Annotated in this window: 14 protein-coding genes; 7 read left to right on the top strand and 7 right to left on the bottom strand. The window is 70.0% G+C overall.

Annotated features, from left to right (window positions below; translation table 11 throughout):
• Nucleotides 1-249 precede the first annotated feature (249 nt).
• The 6 genes from KEG57_RS25575 to KEG57_RS25600 form a co-directional block, all read right to left on the bottom strand.
• Nucleotides 250-2,316, bottom strand: coding sequence for a serine/threonine-protein kinase (locus KEG57_RS25575; protein WP_272428871.1), 2,067 nt, complete (start codon nucleotides 2,314-2,316; stop codon nucleotides 250-252).
• Nucleotides 2,317-2,429: 113 nt separating this feature from the next.
• Entirely contained in the window at nucleotides 2,430-4,652 is a 2,223-nt protein-coding gene (locus KEG57_RS25580; protein WP_272428872.1) for a DUF2169 family type VI secretion system accessory protein, read from the bottom strand.
• 16 nt (nucleotides 4,653-4,668) lie between these two features.
• On the bottom strand, nucleotides 4,669-5,724 hold the full coding sequence (locus KEG57_RS25585) for an N-acetylmuramidase domain-containing protein (RefSeq protein ID WP_272428874.1): 1,056 nt from the start codon (nucleotides 5,722-5,724) through the stop codon (nucleotides 4,669-4,671).
• Between the two features lie 125 nt (nucleotides 5,725-5,849).
• Nucleotides 5,850-6,245, bottom strand: a complete 396-nt coding sequence (locus KEG57_RS25590) for a PAAR domain-containing protein (protein ID WP_272428876.1) — start codon at nucleotides 6,243-6,245, stop codon at nucleotides 5,850-5,852.
• A 4-nt stretch (nucleotides 6,246-6,249) separates the two neighbouring features.
• On the bottom strand, nucleotides 6,250-7,065 hold the full coding sequence (locus KEG57_RS25595) for a YceI family protein (protein ID WP_272428878.1): 816 nt from the start codon (nucleotides 7,063-7,065) through the stop codon (nucleotides 6,250-6,252).
• A 44-nt stretch (nucleotides 7,066-7,109) separates the two neighbouring features.
• Nucleotides 7,110-7,601, bottom strand: coding sequence for a cupin domain-containing protein (locus tag KEG57_RS25600; RefSeq protein WP_272428879.1), 492 nt, complete (start codon nucleotides 7,599-7,601; stop codon nucleotides 7,110-7,112).
• A gap of 140 nt (nucleotides 7,602-7,741) precedes the next feature.
• Between KEG57_RS25600 and KEG57_RS25605 the strand changes: the two genes are divergently transcribed.
• Genes KEG57_RS25605 through KEG57_RS25615 form a run of 3 tightly spaced genes read left to right on the top strand, consistent with a single transcriptional unit; the run spans nucleotide 7,742 to nucleotide 10,460 of the window.
• Entirely contained in the window at nucleotides 7,742-8,524 is a 783-nt protein-coding gene (locus KEG57_RS25605; RefSeq protein WP_272428881.1) for an SDR family oxidoreductase, read from the top strand.
• A gap of 13 nt (nucleotides 8,525-8,537) precedes the next feature.
• A complete protein-coding gene (locus KEG57_RS25610; RefSeq protein ID WP_272428883.1) occupies nucleotides 8,538-9,308 on the top strand; it encodes an SAM-dependent methyltransferase in 771 nt (256 codons plus the stop codon).
• Nucleotides 9,309-9,359: 51 nt separating this feature from the next.
• The gene (locus KEG57_RS25615) at nucleotides 9,360-10,460 is read left to right on the top strand and encodes a DUF3089 domain-containing protein (RefSeq protein WP_272428884.1); all 1,101 of its coding nucleotides are present in this window, start codon (nucleotides 9,360-9,362) and stop codon (nucleotides 10,458-10,460) included.
• 3 nt (nucleotides 10,461-10,463) lie between these two features.
• On the opposite strand, the gene KEG57_RS25620 is transcribed toward KEG57_RS25615, so the two are convergent.
• Entirely contained in the window at nucleotides 10,464-11,762 is a 1,299-nt protein-coding gene (locus tag KEG57_RS25620) for an ADP-ribosylglycohydrolase family protein (protein ID WP_272428885.1), read from the bottom strand.
• A 74-nt stretch (nucleotides 11,763-11,836) separates the two neighbouring features.
• Between KEG57_RS25620 and KEG57_RS25625 the strand changes: the two genes are divergently transcribed.
• The 4 genes from KEG57_RS25625 (at nucleotide 11,837) to KEG57_RS25640 (ending at nucleotide 17,766) form a co-directional block, all read left to right on the top strand.
• On the top strand, nucleotides 11,837-13,039 hold the full coding sequence (locus tag KEG57_RS25625) for a hypothetical protein (RefSeq protein ID WP_272428887.1): 1,203 nt from the start codon (nucleotides 11,837-11,839) through the stop codon (nucleotides 13,037-13,039).
• Between the two features lie 845 nt (nucleotides 13,040-13,884).
• Nucleotides 13,885-14,487, top strand: coding sequence for a protoglobin domain-containing protein (locus KEG57_RS25630; protein WP_272428889.1), 603 nt, complete (start codon nucleotides 13,885-13,887; stop codon nucleotides 14,485-14,487).
• 37 nt (nucleotides 14,488-14,524) lie between these two features.
• Nucleotides 14,525-15,034 (top strand): DUF2306 domain-containing protein, encoded by a 510-nt coding sequence (locus KEG57_RS25635; protein ID WP_272428891.1) that lies wholly within the window; start codon nucleotides 14,525-14,527, stop codon nucleotides 15,032-15,034.
• A gap of 440 nt (nucleotides 15,035-15,474) precedes the next feature.
• Nucleotides 15,475-17,766 (top strand): sodium/proton-translocating pyrophosphatase, encoded by a 2,292-nt coding sequence (locus KEG57_RS25640; protein ID WP_272427737.1) that lies wholly within the window; start codon nucleotides 15,475-15,477, stop codon nucleotides 17,764-17,766.
• Nucleotides 17,767-17,837: the final 71 nt, after the last annotated feature.

A 17,837-nucleotide genomic window follows, 5' to 3' on the forward strand; every position in this document is an offset into this window, starting at 1 on the left:
CTGGACCGAGGGCCGATAAACCGCGCGATGCGCGGTTTATCGGACGGCCCGTGGCAAGACCCTCCACGACCTTGCCAACCAAGACAGCAGCGCTGCCGTATCTCGTAGCGACGTCTTCCCTGTCGACAGCGCGCATCGCGCGCTGTCGCCCCGCGTCCAGGGCTTGCCCTGGTCCGGGTCCAGGGGTGGACAACCCCTGGTCGGGGTCCGGGGTGAAACCCCGGCGCGACGCTGTGAAGAACACCCTCCTCAGAACTGGATGTTCTTCGGGACGGGAGGCGCTTTCTTCTGCGTCTGCGTCGTGCGCACGGGCGTGGGCGTCGTCTTCGCCGTCGCGGTCGTGGTGGGCCGCGCCTGCGGCACGTCCGTCGCGACGGACGTGGACGACGGCGTCGGCGTTGGTGTGGGCGCGGGGAGCGGCGCGGGTTGCGCCTCGGTCTGCGCGGCCGGCACGCCTGGCGGCGTGGCGGGATCCGGGAGGAGCGCGCGCACCAGGAAGAACGCTGCGACGAGTACCACGACCACGCCGACGGCGAACATCACCTTCCGGTTCGAGCCGCCGCGCTGGTTCTTCCACTCTGCGGCGTCGTTTGCGTCGCGTGCGACGCCTGGCAGCGCGAGGGCTGGCGCGGAAGGGGTGACGGGTGGCGGCGCGACGGGCGGCGCGGTCGCGAGGGCGGCGGCGCGCGCGGCGGCGAAACCTGCGACGTCCGCCGGCTGCACCGTGAGCAGGCGGCGCATCTTCGGGGCGAGCCACTCGGACTGGAGAGACAAACCCGAGATGTCCTGCTGGTTTCCGCGCTCGAGGGCCCAGCCTGCGAGCGCGACGCCCATGTCGCGCAGCGACTGCCAGCGTGCCCCGCGCTCCTTGGCCAGGCCTCGCTCGATGATCGCCCAGAGCGCGGCGTCGCCCGTGCCGAAGGCGTGCGTGGGCATCGGCGTGTTCGCCACGATGGCTGCGATGAGCGCGTTGTAGTTCGGCGCGTCGAACGGACGGCGGCCGGTGATCGTCTCGTAGAGCAGGACCGAGTAGGTCCAGACGTCGGTGCGGTGATCGATGTTCGCCTCGCCGCGGGCCTGCTCGGGGGACATGTAGTCGGGGCTTCCGAGGACCTCACCGGCGATCGTGACGTGCCGCTCGACGTCGTTGCGCAGCACGCGCGCGATGCCGAAGTCGAGGAGCTTGGGCACGATCTTCCCCGACTCGTCCGTCGTCAGCATGACGTTGTCGGGCTTGAGATCTCGGTGAACGATGCCCTTCAGATGCGCGGCCGCGAGCGCGGCGGCGACGGGCAGGAGCGTCTGGAGCGCGACGCCTGGATCGAGCCGCTTCTTGCGCGCGAGGATGGCGGAGAGCGACTCGCCCGTGAGCAGCTCCATCACGAGGTAGGGATCCCCGACCTCGGTTTGTCCGAAGTCGAAGACGCGCACGATGCCGGGATGGCCGAGCTTCGCGGCGGCACGCGCCTCCGTCAGCAGGCGCGCGGCGGCCTCTTCGGTGGCGCGATCGCGGCGGATGAGCTTGAGCGCGACGTCGGCGTCGAGGCTCAGGTTTCGCGCGACCCACACGGCGCCCATGCCGCCCTGGCCGAGCACGCGCTGGAGCTGGTACTTGCCGCCGATGAGGTCGCCGGGCGCGTACGCGATGGGCGTGGAGCCGGATCGCTCGGGATCGACGAACGCGCTGTCGCCTTGCGGGCCCAGGCCCGGCGAGGAGCGACGCTGCGGTTCGAGCATGTTCGGCGTGACGGCGGCGAGGCCCGAGGAGGAGCGACGGAGATCGTGACCAGGTGGGACGACCGCGGGCAAACTCGAACCGGAGCGGCGCAACGCATCCGGGCCTTGCGGCGGAGCCCCTGGAAAACTCGGCGACGACGAACGACGGAGCTCGCCGCTCATGCTCGGCGCACCCATGCCCGGCGACGAACTCCGCCCGCTCGCGACGGCCGCGGGCGGCGGCGGAGGCGGAGGCGCGATGAAGGGGAGCCCCGGGGCCGACGTGCGGTTCGGGCGCGGCAGAGACGGGGGGTTCGCGGAAACGGGAGCGGGAGTGGGAGTGGAAGCGCGAGCGGGCGCGGCAGCGGGCGCGGGCGCGGGCGTAGCAGCGGCGGCAGGCGCGGCAGCGGGCGGTGGTTCCGGGACGGGAGGCGCGGAGAATCCGCCTGCGAGCGTCGCGCCGAGCTCGACCTCCCACTCGGGCTCGGGCGCTGCCGCGGCAGGCTCGGCGGGCGCGGGCGCCCCGCTGCTCGAAGCGCGCAGAGGCGCCGGAGCGGCGGGAGCTACCGCCGGGGAGCTGGGCCTGGGAGGTGCGGACATGCGGCCGATCCACGAGCCGACGAACGAGCTCGCGGGGCAAGCGTACACCGGATCGCGTTGCGTGGGCGAGACCTCGACGAACAGAGTGCGTATCGAGCCTCGCGGGCGGGACCTCAGTCGGCTCGCTCGGCTCCGATCGCGTGGCGGATTCGCTCGCCGAGGGCCGGATCCGCGGCCGTCCGCGCGAGCATCTCGCGCTCGATGCGAAGCATGGACGCACGCGGCAAGCCGAGTTCGGCCAGGGTGCGCTCGGCGTGACCGCGCTCGGAGGCGACGACCAGGCGCGCGTACTCGGCCGGGGTGATGGGGCCGCGCTCTTCTTCGAGGCGCGCGACGTAGGCGGCGTCGAAGGCCCGGAGCAGGCGCGTCTTGCCGCGCTCGGACTCGGCGCGGATGGCCTCGGCCCAGTGCCGTTCGAGGTCCGTGTAGCGGGCGAGATCGAGCTCTTCGGCTTCCAGGATCTCGGCGCGTTCGTCACGGCGGCGCGCGATCGATGCGGTGATCTTCGCGCATCGCTCGATGGGGTAGTCGTCGAGCGGGAGCGCGGGCGCGGCCGGGGCTTTCGCGGCCTCCGGCGCAGGCGAGTCCGGCGGCAGCGGCTCGGGCGGCGGAGGGAGCGGCGGGGCCACGCGCGCGGCCATCTCCGCGGTCGCCAGCGGGCCGATCATCGCGGGCGCGTCGACGGTCTCCGGTTCGGGTTCGTCCAGGTCGACCGGCGGAGGGACGGGCGCGGGCGGCACCGGCGCAGGCGCGACGAGCGGAGGCGTTCCCAGCGGCGCGATGCCAAGGCGCGGCACGATCGGCGGCGGCGTGGGCGGCGCGGGAGGCACGACAGGCGGCGCGGGCGGGAGCGGTGGCGCGACGAACGGCAGATCGTGCCGCGAGGGAGGCCGTACCTGCGCGGGCGCGGGGGGCGTGGGGGGCAGAGGAAGGCCCACCTCGTGGGCCGACCGGAGCCCCCCACCATGGGGAGACGGCGGAACCGGGGGAGGCGCGAGCGGCGAGAAGAACGGCAGATCCCGCGCCTGGAAAGGCACGGGCGCGGGAGGCGGCGGCGCGAACGGCAGCGGCGACGGGGCGGCCGGGGGCGCGGGTGGCGCTTGCGTGCGCGGACGCGCGAACGGCAGCGGATCGGCAGCCGGCGTATCCAGACCGACGAACGTCACCTCGTCATCGAAATCCGGATCCATCGGGAACACGCCTGACTCGCGCGGCGGCGGCGCGTGCACCGCGTTCGTCGTGAAGGGCATGATCGGGTGCGGCCGCGAGGGCACGGACGCCGCGCTCGTGACCGAACCATCGGGATCGTCGGGCGCGATTGCGATGTCGTGGAGCCCCTGGAACACGAGCGCCGCGCGCGTGCTCGCCCAGCCCGGACCCACCATCGTGACCATCACGCGCCCGGCCTCGGCCGGATGCACGAGCGCCGCGCGCCCGCGCCAGACCAGCGTGCAGATGCCGCGCGTCGTGTCGAACCACAACGTGTCGGCCGTCAGCGTGATCTCCTCGCGGAGGCCAGGCGCTCGCTCCATCACGACCTCGGGCCGCAACCCCGGCAGGTTCGTCACGAGCCGCGCGTGCTCGTGGTGCAGACCTTCGAGCACGATGCGTTCGTCCGGGCGGATCTCCGGGATCTCTTGATCGTGCGGGGCGACGTTGAAGAACAGCGGATCGAGCCCCTCGGGCAGCGGCGCCTCGTGCCAGCGCGCGAGGGAAAACCGCCCGGCGAGGTGGCCGAGGCGCGCCTCGCGGGAAGGCCATGACGCCGCGATCGGGCCGTATCCGATGGGCTCCACGAGATCCGAAGGCCCCGTCACGTGCCGCCCCGGCGGCTGCAGGTTCGGCAGCTTGATCGCGCCGAACGTGTCTCTCTGATCGTGCCGCATGCCCACCGGGTTCGTCGTCCCGGGCCCGCCCGCGGCGCGCTCGTAGCGCAGGCGAACACGTGTCACGCGCGGGCCTTCGCGCAGCTCTCCCGACGGCGTCACGTGCCGATCGGCGAAGACCTCGATCGCCTTGTCGAGCTCGCCCACGCAGAGACGCGTGAGGATCGATCGCACGGGTACGTCGTTCGGCGCGAACGCGTGGCCCACGAGCACCACGTCGGCGCCGCGCTTGTGGGGAACGAGATCGCAGGGCGAATAGACGCTCAGTCGCGGATCGTCGTCCCAGAAATTGTCCTCCTCGTTCACGTCCTCCTGGGACTCGTGGAGGACCGATGTGCCCGGGGTGAGGAGGTACGTCGCTTTGCAGACGACGAGCAACGCGTGCCTGCGATCGGCCGTGACGAACGGCCGCGCGGCGACCCGGAGCGGGCAATACGAGACGATATCCATGTGAGGAAGTGGCGCTCTAGCCGCGGCTGTAGCGCGCGTAGGCGTTCGCCATCTTCGTGTGGTAGTTGTTCGACGCGTAGTCCTCGCCGTTGTAGCCGCGCGCGAACGAAGCCCAGTTCTTGCTGCGGATGTACCGCACGAGGTTGTTGCCGCGGCAGAAGCCGAGGAAGGCGCGCATGTGCTGCGCCTCGGACTCGTACATGTCGTAGACGAACTGCCGGACGCTCTTCCAGCCGACGAGCTCGTGGTTGAAGCCCATCACCTGGAACATGCCCCAGGAGGCGCTCTTCACCGCCGCATCCGGATCGAGCGCGAAGGCCTCGCGGATCACGGCCCACTGATCCTTCTTGTAGCTCGCGCGCCGGAGCGGGCTCTTGTACGGCGCCGAGAGGTGCGGGTGGCTGCGATCGTAGCGGCCTCCCGTGAGCCGCTTGAAGTGGTGGATCTCGAAGAGGATCTTCGGGCGCTTCTGATCGTCGAAGCCAGTTCGTCCGCCCGACTCGACCTCGGCCACGGCGCGCACCGCGGCTGCCTCGCACTGAAGCTCGCGCGCGGCCGCGTCGAAGTCGCCGGCGGCGAGCCTGCGCGCGGGTCCGCGCACGGGCAGCTCCCACGGACCCGTCGCGGGCGGCGTGCCGAGCGACGAATTCCCACCTTCCGCCGGGGTTTGCGGCTGCTGTTGCTGCGGCTGCTGCGGCTGCTGCGGCTTCGGCTGCGGCTGCGGCGTTCCGCCTCCGTTCGATTGCCCCGGCAGCTTGATCTCTTGGCCCGGCGAGATCTGGTTCGGGTTCTTGATCTGCGGGTTGGCCCGCATGATCTCGTCGACCGTCGTGCCGTTCCGGTTCGCGATCGCGCCCAGCGTGTCGCCCGAGCGCACGGTGTACGTGCTCGGCGACGCGGGGGAGGGGATGGCGCCACCGCCTCCATTGCCCGGGAGCGTGATCTTCTGGCCCACCGAGATCGCGTTCGGATTCTTGATCTGCGGGTTTTGCGCCATGATCGCCTGCACCGTCGTGTTGTTACGGCTGGCGATCGCACCGAGCGTATCCCCCGATTTGACGACGTAGCTCATCGCGACCCTGTTCGTCCGCCGAGGGAGCGCGCTCTCGCACGCACGAGAGGAAAGCCTTCGCTCGGACGCACAAGACGGATATCACAGCCCCGCGCGCGAACCAACGCCCGCGCGCGCGCGTCGCGCTAGTCCCCGATCAGCACCGTGCCGCCGCCGACCACCATGCCATTCGGCGCATCGGCGGGATCGTTACACGTCGTCGCCGGGTCCCCCACGCGGGCGGCGGGGCGGTCCTCGATGAAGACCGAGCCGCTGCCCTGCTCCACGGCCCCCTCGTTCGAAGGTGTCTTCTGGAAAGGGCCGGCCGCGGGCACGTGGGGAGGCGCGTTCGAGGCCCCCGAGCCCACCATCGCGGCCGGCTGATCCTCGAGGAAGACGCTCGACGCGAGGTCCTTGTCGAGCGTTCCCCCGAACGGCATCGGTGTCGGCGTCGGCACGGGCCCGCCGGGCGAGGGCACGAGCAGGACGTGCGTATCCACACCCACGATGCGATCCCCCCGCTTCGCTCCCGGCGCGCCCATCACGTCACTTCGGCTTCGCCTGGAGCTCGAACGACACCATCGCGTCCTTCGAGACCTTCTTGCCGAGCGTCGCCAGCTCGTCGGCGGTCTTCTGCAGGATCGCGCCGAGCGTGTCGCGCGGGCGCACGTCGTGCTCCTCGAGGTTCACGGCGATCGGCTTCGTCGACTTCACGCGGACGGCTGCCACCTTGTCGCCCTCCATCACGAACGTGACCTCGAGCGCCGCCTTCTTCTGCACCGTGCGCTCGTGCAGCCGGAAATCGCCCGTCACGTCGAGCGACACCTTGCGCTCGGGGCCCGTGAGGGCCGCGATGCCCTTCGGCCCTGCCGTCTCGATCTTCGAGATCTTGAACTCGATGTAGCGGTGCTTCGTCCGATCCGCCTCGGGGACGTCCTTGCCGATGCCGAGCCAGTTGCGCGCGTGCTCGTTCTGCAGATCGCTCTTCGTGCGCTCGCCGAACTCCGCCTTCTCGTCGGCGCGCTTCTGCTGGTAGATCACGAGTTTTTCGAGGTCGATCTTCACGAGCCCCGTCGATCGCGTCACGTCCTCCGGATCGACGAAGAGTTCCCCGGAGAGCGAGCCGTCCGCCTCGCCGAAGATCTTCTCGATGGGCGCATCCATCGTGAAGTTCACCTTCGTACCTTGTGCTTCGACCGCGTACGGTTTGCCCGCGTCGGTCTGCGGCTTCGCGGGGGCGAGCGATGAGGAGACGGGAGCGGCGTTCGGGTTCGGCTCGTCCTTCGCGCAGCCGGCCGCGGTGAGCGCGACGAGCGCGAGGACAGGAAGACAGCGGTGAAGGAGGAGGCGTGCGCGTGGCATCTGGCCAGCGTACTACGCGGGCGCGTCGGCGTGGGGAGGGGCGTTCACGCGGGGTCTTTCATGCCCTTCTCGGGCAGCTCCTCGCGGAGCGCAACGCCGCCGAGATTCTGGAGGATCGGCGCGTTCTCGCAGGCGAGGTAGCGGGCGATACCCGTCGCGCTCGTGTTGACGTGGTTGTGCCAGGCCCAGACCGGGATGTAGACGGCGTCGCCCGCCTTCCACTCGATCTTCTGGTCGTGGACGACCGAGTAGCCTTCGCCTTCGAGGACGTAGAGGATCGTCTCGTAGGTGTGGCGGTGCCGGTTCGAGGACTGCCCCGGGTCGAGGTGGCCGATCGTCATGCTGATGCACTTCGAGGGCAGATCGACGAAGAAGACCGGGTGCTTGCGCTCCTTGGAATACTCGTCGCGTTGCCCGTCGCCCTCGACCTGACGGTGGATCAGCTTGTCCGGCATGACGACGCGCGGGCGCGGCGGCGTCTTGTCGAAGTCGGCGGATTGATAGACCTTGTCCTTGCTTTCGGGCTTCGTCGTCATGGTGCCTCCGAGGCGAAAGGCGTGAGCGCGCCGATTGTCGGCGGAGGATACGAGGAGCGCAAGCCGCATCGGGCAGATGCGGCGACGTGCTTCCTGCTTGACACACGTGGGCGCGGCACAGCCGTGCGGAGGAGATTTCGATGAAGGGTTTGGCCGGCAAGGTTGCGATCCTCTCGGGGGGCGCGACGCTCATCGGCGAGGCGTGCGCGAAGGCGCTCGTGTCGTACGGCGCGCGCGTGGTGATCGCCGACATCGACGAGGAAGGCGGCGCCGCGGCGGTCGCGCGGATCGGCGAGGCGGCATCCTTCGTCCGGACCGACGTCACGCGTGACGAGGACATCGCGGCGCTCGTGAGCGGCGTCGCGTCACGTTACGAAAGGCTAGATTTCCTGGTCAACCTGGCGTGCACGTACCTCGATCACGGGGCCGCGACGAGCCGGGCCGACTGGCTGCGCGCGTTCGACGTGAACCTCGTCGGCTCGGTCATGCTGCTCGAGGCGGCGCGGCCGTACCTCGCCCGGACGAAGGGCGCGATCGTGAACTTCAGCTCGCTTTCGGGGAGCGTCGCCCAGACCGGGCGATGGGTGTATCCCGCCACGAAGGCCGCGATCCTGCAGCTCACGCGCAGCCAGGCGATGGACCTCGCGCCCGACGGCATCCGCGTGAACTCGATCTCGCCCGCGTGGACGTGGAGCAACCCGATGAAGCAGATGACGAACGACGACCGCGCCAAGATCGAGGCCGTGGCGAAGCATTTTCACCTGCTCGGGCGCATCGCGGATCCGAGCGAGGTCGCCGAGGCGGTGGCGTTCCTGCTCTCCGACGCGGCGAGCTTCATGACGGGCACGGATCTGCGGGTCGACGGCGGGTATTCGGCGATGGGCCCGGAGCGCGCGCAGCCGGTAGACCTCGACCAAGGGTAAAGAAGCCGAAGCCATGACCGCCCCCGATCGACTCAAGTTCACGACGATCGCCCACGCGACGCACCGCTACCTCTCCCCGCTCTCGCCCGAGAAGGCCGCGTGGCTGATCGACGGGCTCGCGCTCCGCGAAGGCGCCGAGGTGCTCGACATCGGCTGCGGTCGTGCGGGGTTTTTGCTCGATCTCGTGGAGCGTTCTGCCGTGTCGGGGCTCGGCGTCGATCTCAACACGACGTTCATCACCTCGGCACGGGCGGAGGCTGCGCGGCGCGGCGTCGAGGCGCGCGTGCGTTTCGTGGATCAGCCGCTCGCCAAGGCGGTGGGCGATGCGGCGCGCTTCGACGCGATCGTCTGCATGGGTTCGAGCCAGGCGATCGGCACGTTCGCCGAGGCGTTGCGCTGGGCCCATGCGCACCTCGTCCCGGGCGGCGTGGCTTTGTTCGCCGACGGGTTCTGGCGCCGCCGGCCGGATCCCGGCTACCTCGAAGCGCTCGGCGGGGCGACCGAGGACGAGATGACTACGCACGCCGGCAACACGCGCGTCGCCCGCGAGGCCGGCTTCCGCGTGCTCGCGACCGCGTGTGCGAGCGACGACGAGTGGGACGCATACGAGGGCCGCTACTGCGCCGCGATCGAGCGGTACGTCGACGCGAACCCGGCCGACCCGGATGCGCCCGCGATGGCCGCCCGCATCCGCGCCTGGCACGACGCGTACGTGACCTGGGGCCGCGACACGCTGGGGTTCGGTTTCTACACGCTGCTGAAGCCCGCCTCGCGCGAGCCGTAGATCGAGGGAATAGGCAGAGGGTTCTCCTGTTCCCCGCGCCGGAGGGTGCACATGCGCTGGCGAAGGGTCCTCTTGATCGTGGCGCTCCTCTGCGCCGTTTCCCTCGTCATCTCGTTTCTCACCCTCGACCGGTGGCTCTACGTCGCCCTCGACCCTGGCCCGTTCGAGCCGAGCGCCGCGCCTGCCGCGCCGAACTACGCCGAGCCCTCCGCCTGGGCCGCGCTCCCCACCCTCGACGACGACGCCGACGTCTCCTTGCCCGAGCTCCCGGCCCTCGGGCCCGGCGTCGCCAAGGCCGACGTCTTTTATGTCCATCCGACGACGATCGTGGGGACCCAGTGGAACATGCCGATCGACGACCCCGCGGTCGTGAAAGCGACGGCCCGCGGCGCGACGCTCATCCAGGCGAGCGCGTTCAACGCTTGCTGCGCCGTGTACGCGCCGCGGTACCGTCAGGCCAGCGGCAAGGCCTTCGTGCATCCGAGCCCGGACGGCGATCGCGCCATCGATCTCGCGTATGGCGACGTCGCCGCCGCCTTCGCCTCGTTCCTCGAACGGCGCGGCGAAGGGCGCCCGTTCATCCTCGCGTCGCACAGCCAGGGCACCGTGCTCGCTGCGCGCCTGCTCCGGGAAAAGATCTGGGGCAAACCCATCGGAAAACACCTCGTCGTGGCGTACCTGATCGGGGGCCCGATCAGCCGGCAGACGATCGGCGAGGACATCCCGGTCTGCGCGTCCGAGGAGCAAGGGGGCTGCGTCGTCGGCTGGAACGCGCGTGGTCCCCACTACGAGCGCAACGATCTCGAGTTCAAGGATGCCCCCTCAGCCACGCGCATCTGCGTCAATCCACTCACCTGGAAGACCGACGGGGCGGCCGCGCCGGCGTCGCAAAACCAGGGCGCGGTTTTCTTCGACGCGGAGCCGCCCGCGGTCCTGCCGGCGTTCGCCGACGCCGCCTGCCGGGAGGACGGGAACATGTGGATCAGCCAACTGGACCGCATGCCCGCGCGCGACTTCGCGAGCGGGCTCCTGCTCTGGACGATGGGCCCCGAGAACTACCATCCCATCGAGTATCAGCTCTACTACGTGAACCTCCGGAAAAACGCCGTCCGGCGCGTCGAGGCGTTCCAGGCGGCGCACGCCTCGCCCTGAGCGTCAGGGAATCTTCCATCCGGTCGGCGTCACCTCGCCGCCTCCTTCCTTCACGGCCAGATCCACCAGAGCGACCATCCGCCGCGCGATGTCCGTGAAGGTATCCTCGGCGTCGGGATCGTCGGGCAGGCGGTCGGGCAGGGTGGGGCGGGTGCGGTGGATGCGGTAACGGTCGGAGAAACGTTCGTCCGGGAACGCGGCGCGGAGCTCGGGTAGACCTCCGAGCAGCGCGACGAGGGCGCCCATGGTCGCCGTGCCGTTGTCGGAATCCCATCCGGATAGGGTGCCGATCTGCACGGTGCGCGCGAAGTTCCCCTCGCCGAACAGGAGCGCGAGCAGGCCCGTGGCCAGGTTGATCGCGGACTCCGTGAAGCCCCGATACACGAAGCCATGCAGCAACGCCTCGTCCTGGTAACGCCGCGCAATGGCGTCGCGCGTGCTCTCCCAATCGCCCTTGTCGTTCGCCGCGAGGTACGCGGAGAGCACGAAATCGATGACATCGGCGGCCTTCGAGGTGTCCGGGATGTACCGCCGGGCCTCGCGGACGATCCGGACGATCTCCTCGCGCCGCGGCTTGTCCGGATCGACGGTGGCGGCGAGGGAAAACAAGAGGACGTGGAATTGCGCCGCATGCGCCGCGTGATCGCGGGCGGTGGTGCGGATGGGCAGATCCGCGATTCGCAGGGCGAGCTCGGGCATGCCGGGCGCGAGGGCGCCAAACAGCTCGGTCGTGAGCTGCGCGTCGATCTGCAAGGCGTCGGGGTTCCGTGACGGATCGCTCGTTTCCGGCGGGACGAGGCCGCGCTCCATGAGAGCCCGCGCTCTCCGGTTCGACACCCAGATGAAATCGTTCACGTGCGCGCGCCAGCCGTCGCGGATCTGCCTGGGCGAGAGGTGGATGCTGCGCGCCTTGGTCATGAGGTGCAGGTAGACGTATTCGATGTCGGTGTCGTCGTCGGCCTGCCAGGGATCGAGGACGACGAAATCGATCCGCGCCCCGTCCCGGCCGAGAGGTTTTCCCCAGTCGTCGTCGGTGAAAAACGGGTGCGTGATGCGGACGCCTTCGGTCCGGAGCCCCGTCCAGTTCGCGAGGCATTCGCCGATCCACATCGCCCGCAGACGCTCGGCATACGCGGTGCGATCGAGGTGGATCGACGTCACGTCCGCCGCCGCCAGGGATTCCCGGCGGTCCGCGGGATCGGGCCCCGCGCGGCCTGGGTCGCGGCTGCCGCAGCCCGCGAGGCCGGCGATTGTCGAGAGGACGAGGAACGCGCCGACGCGATGTGTGGGTGGGAAGTGCACCCTGTCGGCTCATTGCAAGCGAGGTACCCAGTCGAGGCTGGTCCTTCGGTCCAGGTCTTGTGTAAAGTCACGTCATGACGCCCCCCGTGGCCCTTTCCTTTCGACGCCCCCTTGCCGCTTTCCTCGCGGCATTCCTTCTTTCCGCCATCGGCTGCGACAGCGCGCGCGCGCCTTCCGCGTCGACGTCTTCTTCCACGAGCCCCTCGGCGGCCGCGCCGGCTTCGTCTGCGCAGGCGGAAAAACCCCGCGCCGTGGAGCTCCCGGAGGGCGTTTGTCGCATCGCCGCCAAGGGGTTCCGCGGTGAGGGCCTCACCCTCCGGTTCACGCCAGGCGGCCGCGCATTCGCGATCGTCGGGCAGAAACGCGCCGGCGGCATGGCCGGCCTCTTCGGCTCGGCGGGCGACGGACGCTCGGGGGAGGTCGTGCTCCTCGACGGGCCTGCCAAAAGCTTCGGCGTGCGCATCGAGAACCCGCTCCTCGTGCTGCGTGGTTTCACCGACGTCGCGGACCTCGACCTCCACCCGGCCCGCGCGAGCGTCATCGCCGGCTTTCTCGTCCCCACGCGATTGCGCGTCGTGAGCGCCTCGTCGGCCGGCGTCGAGGTCGCGCCCGAGATCGACAAGAAGGTCGAGCTCGTCGGGAGCCTGCCCGCGCAGCGCGCGACCTGCGCGGAGCTCTCCCTCGACCCCGCCGCGGCCGACGTCGACGCCGCGCTGCCTGCCGCCACGAAGAAGGACACGTACATGCTCCTCCGGGAAGGCGATCCCATCGACCTCGCCGTCGAGCCCGCAGGGACGGCCGTCGCGCGCCTCCGCCCGTCGAGCTCGTCGAGCTCCGTCCGCGTGCTCGACACGAAAGGCAAATCGACCCGCATCGCGTGGTCGCTCGACGGAGGGACCGTCTTCGGCTGGATCTCCTCCTCCGCCCTCGAGAAGCCGCCCGAAGGTCGCCGGCCGGGCGCCGAGGGCCGCATGCGCGCGCTGCCTCCGGAGGAAAAGCCTGTGGAATCGCTCGTCTGCAGCCAGGATGTGCCCCTCGTCGCGGAGGTCGCGGGCGAGCGCGTCGCCGTAGGCCACGTGCGCGCCGGCACGGTCCTCGGCGTGATGGAGCGCGCCGCCCCCTTCGCGCGGATCGCCGCCCCGCGCGGCCCCGACCACGGCTTCGGAGCTCCCCCGCCGGAGACCACCGCCGCCGAGGGCGCGAGCTTCCGGGTCCCCGCCTCCGCGCTCGACGGCTGCAAACCCCGGCCGTCCCGCGCCCCGACGACCCTTCCGTGAGCAAGCGGCTCGGAAGGCGAGCACGGCACGACGGGTCAGTGGCAGCGAAAATCCGCCTCGCCACGCGAAGCGCATGCATTCTCGCAACTGATCCTGGCGCAACCGCATCGGCGCAGGCATCCCCGGCCTTCCTCTCCGTCCGCACATCCGGCGGAACATTGCGCGCTTTTCTTCGAGCATTCACTTTCGCACGCGTTCACACCCTCTTCGGTGAGGATTGGCGCGGACGGGGGTGGCGCGGGCTCGGGCGGGTCGTCGGGCGCGGGCGCCTGCGCGTCATGGGCGGCCGCGTCGGCCGTTTTCGTCGGGCGCGGAGCGTCGGGGAGGGGGGCATTCGTCACAGGAGGCGTCCCGCAAGCGGCCACGACGACGAGTGTGACGGCGACGCGCCATCGACAACGGCAGGTCATACCGCAGCCTACCATTCTTCGGTCGTCGGGGGACCGCGGACGTTCGGGAGTCCTCGGAGCGGGACCATTGTCGCACGTGTCCCCGCGCAAGCCCGGGATCGCCGACATGGTTCATATCCAACTTTTACTTCGTTCTTCTCGCCGAGCCCCCGGGGGGCGTCGGGGGGATGACGCTACACCCGACCTTGGTCGGGTTTTCTCCATCGGCGATACCGTTCATATAGGATGCCGATGAAACAAGAGCAGTTCGAGGGGAAAGATGGCGTAGAGCTGTTCTTGCCCACCTCCTCACGCTCGATGACGGTTTTTCGCGCGCCCCTCACTTCGTCGCGCAGATGAAGGCCGACCCGGGTCCGCGCCGACGAGCGGCTGAAGCGGGACTTCCCGCGGATCCATCTCGGCGCGTATCCCCTGATCACCCACCGGAAAGAGCAGATGACGCAAACGACACGACCCTCGATCCCCGGCTACACCCTCGGCACGCCGGAGGTCGCCACATCACCCATCACCGACGCCGAATTTGCGCTGCTCAAGCAGACCGTCCTGCTCGGCGATGACGACGTCCGCTACCTGCGCATGGCAGGAGAGGTGCTCAGCGACCAGATCGAGGCCATCCTCGATGTCTGGTATGGCTTCGTCGGCTCGAACGCCCATCTCGTGCACTACTTCAGCGGCGCCGACGGTAAACCCGACGCGCGCTATCTGGGCGCCGTGCGCCAGCGCTTCGCCCAGTGGATTCGCGACACGTGCGCGGCGAACTACGACCGCGCGTGGCTCGATTATCAGCACGAGATCGGTCTGCGTCACACGAGCGCGAAGAAGAACCGGACCGACGGCCTCGTATCGCCGGCGCCGCACATTCATCTCCGCTACCTGATCGCCTTCATCGTCCCGATCACGGCGACGATCAAGCCCTTCCTGTCCAAGAAGGGTCATTCGGCCGCGGACGTCGACGGCATGTACACCGCGTGGTTCAAGGCCGTGACGCTGCAGATCACGCTGTGGAGCGAGCCCTACGTGGCGCCCTCGGCGTTCTGACGGTGCGTCTGGCCCGCACACGAACAACGAGGAAACCATGCTCGGTTTGTCAACGCTCGGCATCGTTCATACGGCGATCAGCCTGGTCGCCCTGGGCGCCGCCATCATCGCATTGGTTCGGTACAAGGAGATTTCGCCCCGAACCCTGAGCGGGAAGACGTACGTGATCACGACGATCCTCACCTGCCTCACCGGCTTCGGGATCTTTCGCAATGGCACGTTCGGCCCGCCCCACATTCTGGGCGTCATCACGCTGGTGGTGCTGGCCGTCGCCTGGGCGGCGAAGGCGACCAAGATGTTCGGACGGGCGTCGCCCTACGTCGAGACCGTCGCCTACTCCGCGACGGTCTTCTTCCATCTGGTCCCGGCATTCACGGAGACCCTGACCCGGCTGCCAGTCGGCGCGCCGGTGGCCTCAGGGCCGAACGATCCCATTCTGCAGGGCCCGATCGGAGTCAGCTTCGTCGCGTTTCTCGTCGGTGCCACGCTGCAAGTGCTGCGGCTGCGCGCCGCTGCCGCTGCCACGCGGCGCGTGCTGCCCGCCTGAGAGGGTGTTCCACAGGGATGCGCGGGGCTTTGCCCCGCACCCCAGAAGGGGGCTGTCCGCCCCCTTCACCCCGGACCAGCGCAAGCGCTGGACTCGGGGTCGATGAACTGCGCGATGCGCAGTTCATCGAACAGGCCGTGGCAAGACCCGCGACGACCTTGCCAGCTGAGACAGCAGCGCTGCCGTATGTGCTGGGAACGTCTTCCCTGTCGACAGCGCGCATCGCGCGCTGTCGCCCCGGGTCCAGCGCTTGCGCTGGTCCGGGTCCAGGGGTGGACAACCCCTGGTCGGGGTCCGGGGTGAAACCCCGGCGCCACGCCCCCACCACGGGCTTGCCCTGACACGCGCATCGCGGTAGTGGACCTCCCGCGGCCCGCCTTCCCAGCGGGACGGGGTTCGTGTTGACGAATCCACGGGCGAACGGCCGCGATGACCTCCTCATGACTGAGCTCGCGCTCATCCTCGGCATCAGCCTGCTCGGCATCGGGTTCGCGGGCTACCTCGCGCGCTGGGTGCTTGGTTGCCCTACGGGGGAGGGGGACATGCCGCGCGTGGCTGCTCGTATCCGCGCGGCTGCGGTGTTCTTCACGAAGCGGCTGCGCGGCACCATCCTCGCTGTCTCGGCTGTGCCTGGGGGCGGCATCTTCCTCGCTTATGGCCTTGCTCGGCAGAAGCCTGAGGCCCAGGCGTTCCCGCCGCTCGAGCTCGGGGCTTGGCTCACGCTTTCGTTCGCTCTCGGCGTCGGCTCGGCTGTTGCGGCTGCGCAGGTTGCTTCTTGGACTGCCGCGCGCGCGAACGTGCGTGCGGCGAGTGGTGCTCGGCGCTCGCTCGATCATGCGCTGCAGATCGCCATCCGCGGCGGCGCTGTCTCGGGGCTGTTTTCTGTCTCGCTCGGGCTTGTTGGGCTTGTCGGCCTCTTCGCTGCGGTCTTTGCGACGAAGGGCGGCTTCTCGGCTGAACCTGGCGCTGCGCTGAAGCTTGCTCCCTCGATCCCGCTCGTCATCGCTGGTTATGCGCTCGGCGGCGCGTTTGCTGCGCTCATCGCCGAGCTCGGCGGCGGCGCCTTTGCGAAGAGCGCGGACATGGGCGCCGACCTTGCTGGCAAAGAGCTCGGCTTGCCTGAGGACGATGCTCGCAACCCGGCCACGATCGCGGATCTTGCGGGCGACTGCGCGGGGGAGGGCGCGGGCAAGGCTGCGTCCGCGTTTGCTTCGACCGTGGCGGAGAACCTCGGCGCGATGCTGATTGGGGCTGCTGTCTTCCGCGGGAACGAGGGCATCCCGAGTGTGCTCTCGATCATGCTGTTTCCCGTGGTCACGCGCGCTTTCGGCGTGCTCGCCGCGATGTTCGGCGTGATGGTCGTGCGCACGGATGACCGCGAGGATCCGATGAATGCGCTCGCTCGGGGCTTGTTCGTGACGGCGCTGCTCGGCGCGGCGGGCACGGCGGGCGCGGCGAAGTGGCTGCTCGGCAAGCACTGGCTGCCGCTCTTCGGCGCGGCCGCCGTGGGCATGGCTGCTGGGATCCTCCTCCTCTTCGTGGCGCAGTACTACACGGAGAGCCGCTACCGTCCCGTCCGTGAGATCGCCGAGGCCGCGCGCGTCGGCCCGCCGCTTGCGCTCCTCCGCGGGGCTTCGGTGGGCCTCGAGGGCGCGCTCGCTCCGCTCGTGATCCTCGGCGCGGCCGTGGCGTCGGCGCACGTGCTTGGCGCGCGCACCGGCCTTGAAGGCGGCGGCGCGCTCGGGATCGCGGTGGCCACGATGGGGCTGCTCGGCACGGCTGCTTACGCGCTCGCCATGGCCGGGTTCGCGCCGATCATCGACAGCGCGGGCGGGATCGTGGAGATGACGATCGGTCGCGAGCGCCCGGATGTTCGCGGGCGGACCGTGGTCCTCGACGCCGTTGGCAACACGGCGAAGGCGTTTGCCAGGGCGCACGCGGGCGCGGCGGCGCTCCTCGCGACCTCCATGCTCGTGTCGGTTTGGCTGGAGGAGGCCAAGCGACGGCTGCCTGCGGGCAAACCGGCTGCGGCGGCCGCGAATTCGCTCGCGGTGGGCCGGCCGGAGGTGTACCTCGGCGCGGCCGTCGGCATCGTCCTGGTCGTATGGTTTGCCTCGCGGTGTATCGGTGGCGTGTCACGCGCGGCCAGGCGTGTGCTCGATGAGGCGCGCCGGCAGATCAACGCGCCCTCGTCGCTCGGGACGAGCACGGCATGGACCCCGCCGCATCCGCGGGCGTCGCGGTCGAGCCAGTCCGCGGCGCCTGCCACGCGGGGTGGGCTTGTGGCGCCCGACCTGGACGCTTGCGTGGAGCTCGGCAGCCGCGCTGCGCTCGGCCATGCGATCACGCCGGCCCTGGTCGCCGCCTCGGTACCGATCGCGGTGGGACTGGGCTTGCGCTTCGCCGGAACGGAAGATAATCCTCTAGCCGTTGCCGACGCGGTCGCTGCCTTGATCCTGGCCGCGACGATCGCAGGCGTCCTTGGCGCGCTCCTGCTCGGCAATGCGGGGGGCGCTTGGGACAATGCGAAGAAGTACATCGTGACCGGGGCGCACGGCGGGCGGTACCTCGTCGACGAGACCGGCGCGCGGGTCGACAACCCGACGTACCTCGCGGCGGCCTGCGGTGACACGGTCGGCGATCCGCTGAAGGACGCCGCCGGGCCCGCGATCCACGTGCTCGTGAAAATGCTTCCCGTGGTCACGCTCGTCTTTTTGCCGTTCTTCGTCTAGTCCGCGCCAGAAGGCGCGAAAACCACCCGATCGACGCGCCCGCTCGCCGCGGGACAAACCCCCCATTCAAA

The sequence above is a fragment of the Polyangium jinanense genome (genome assembly GCF_028435365.1).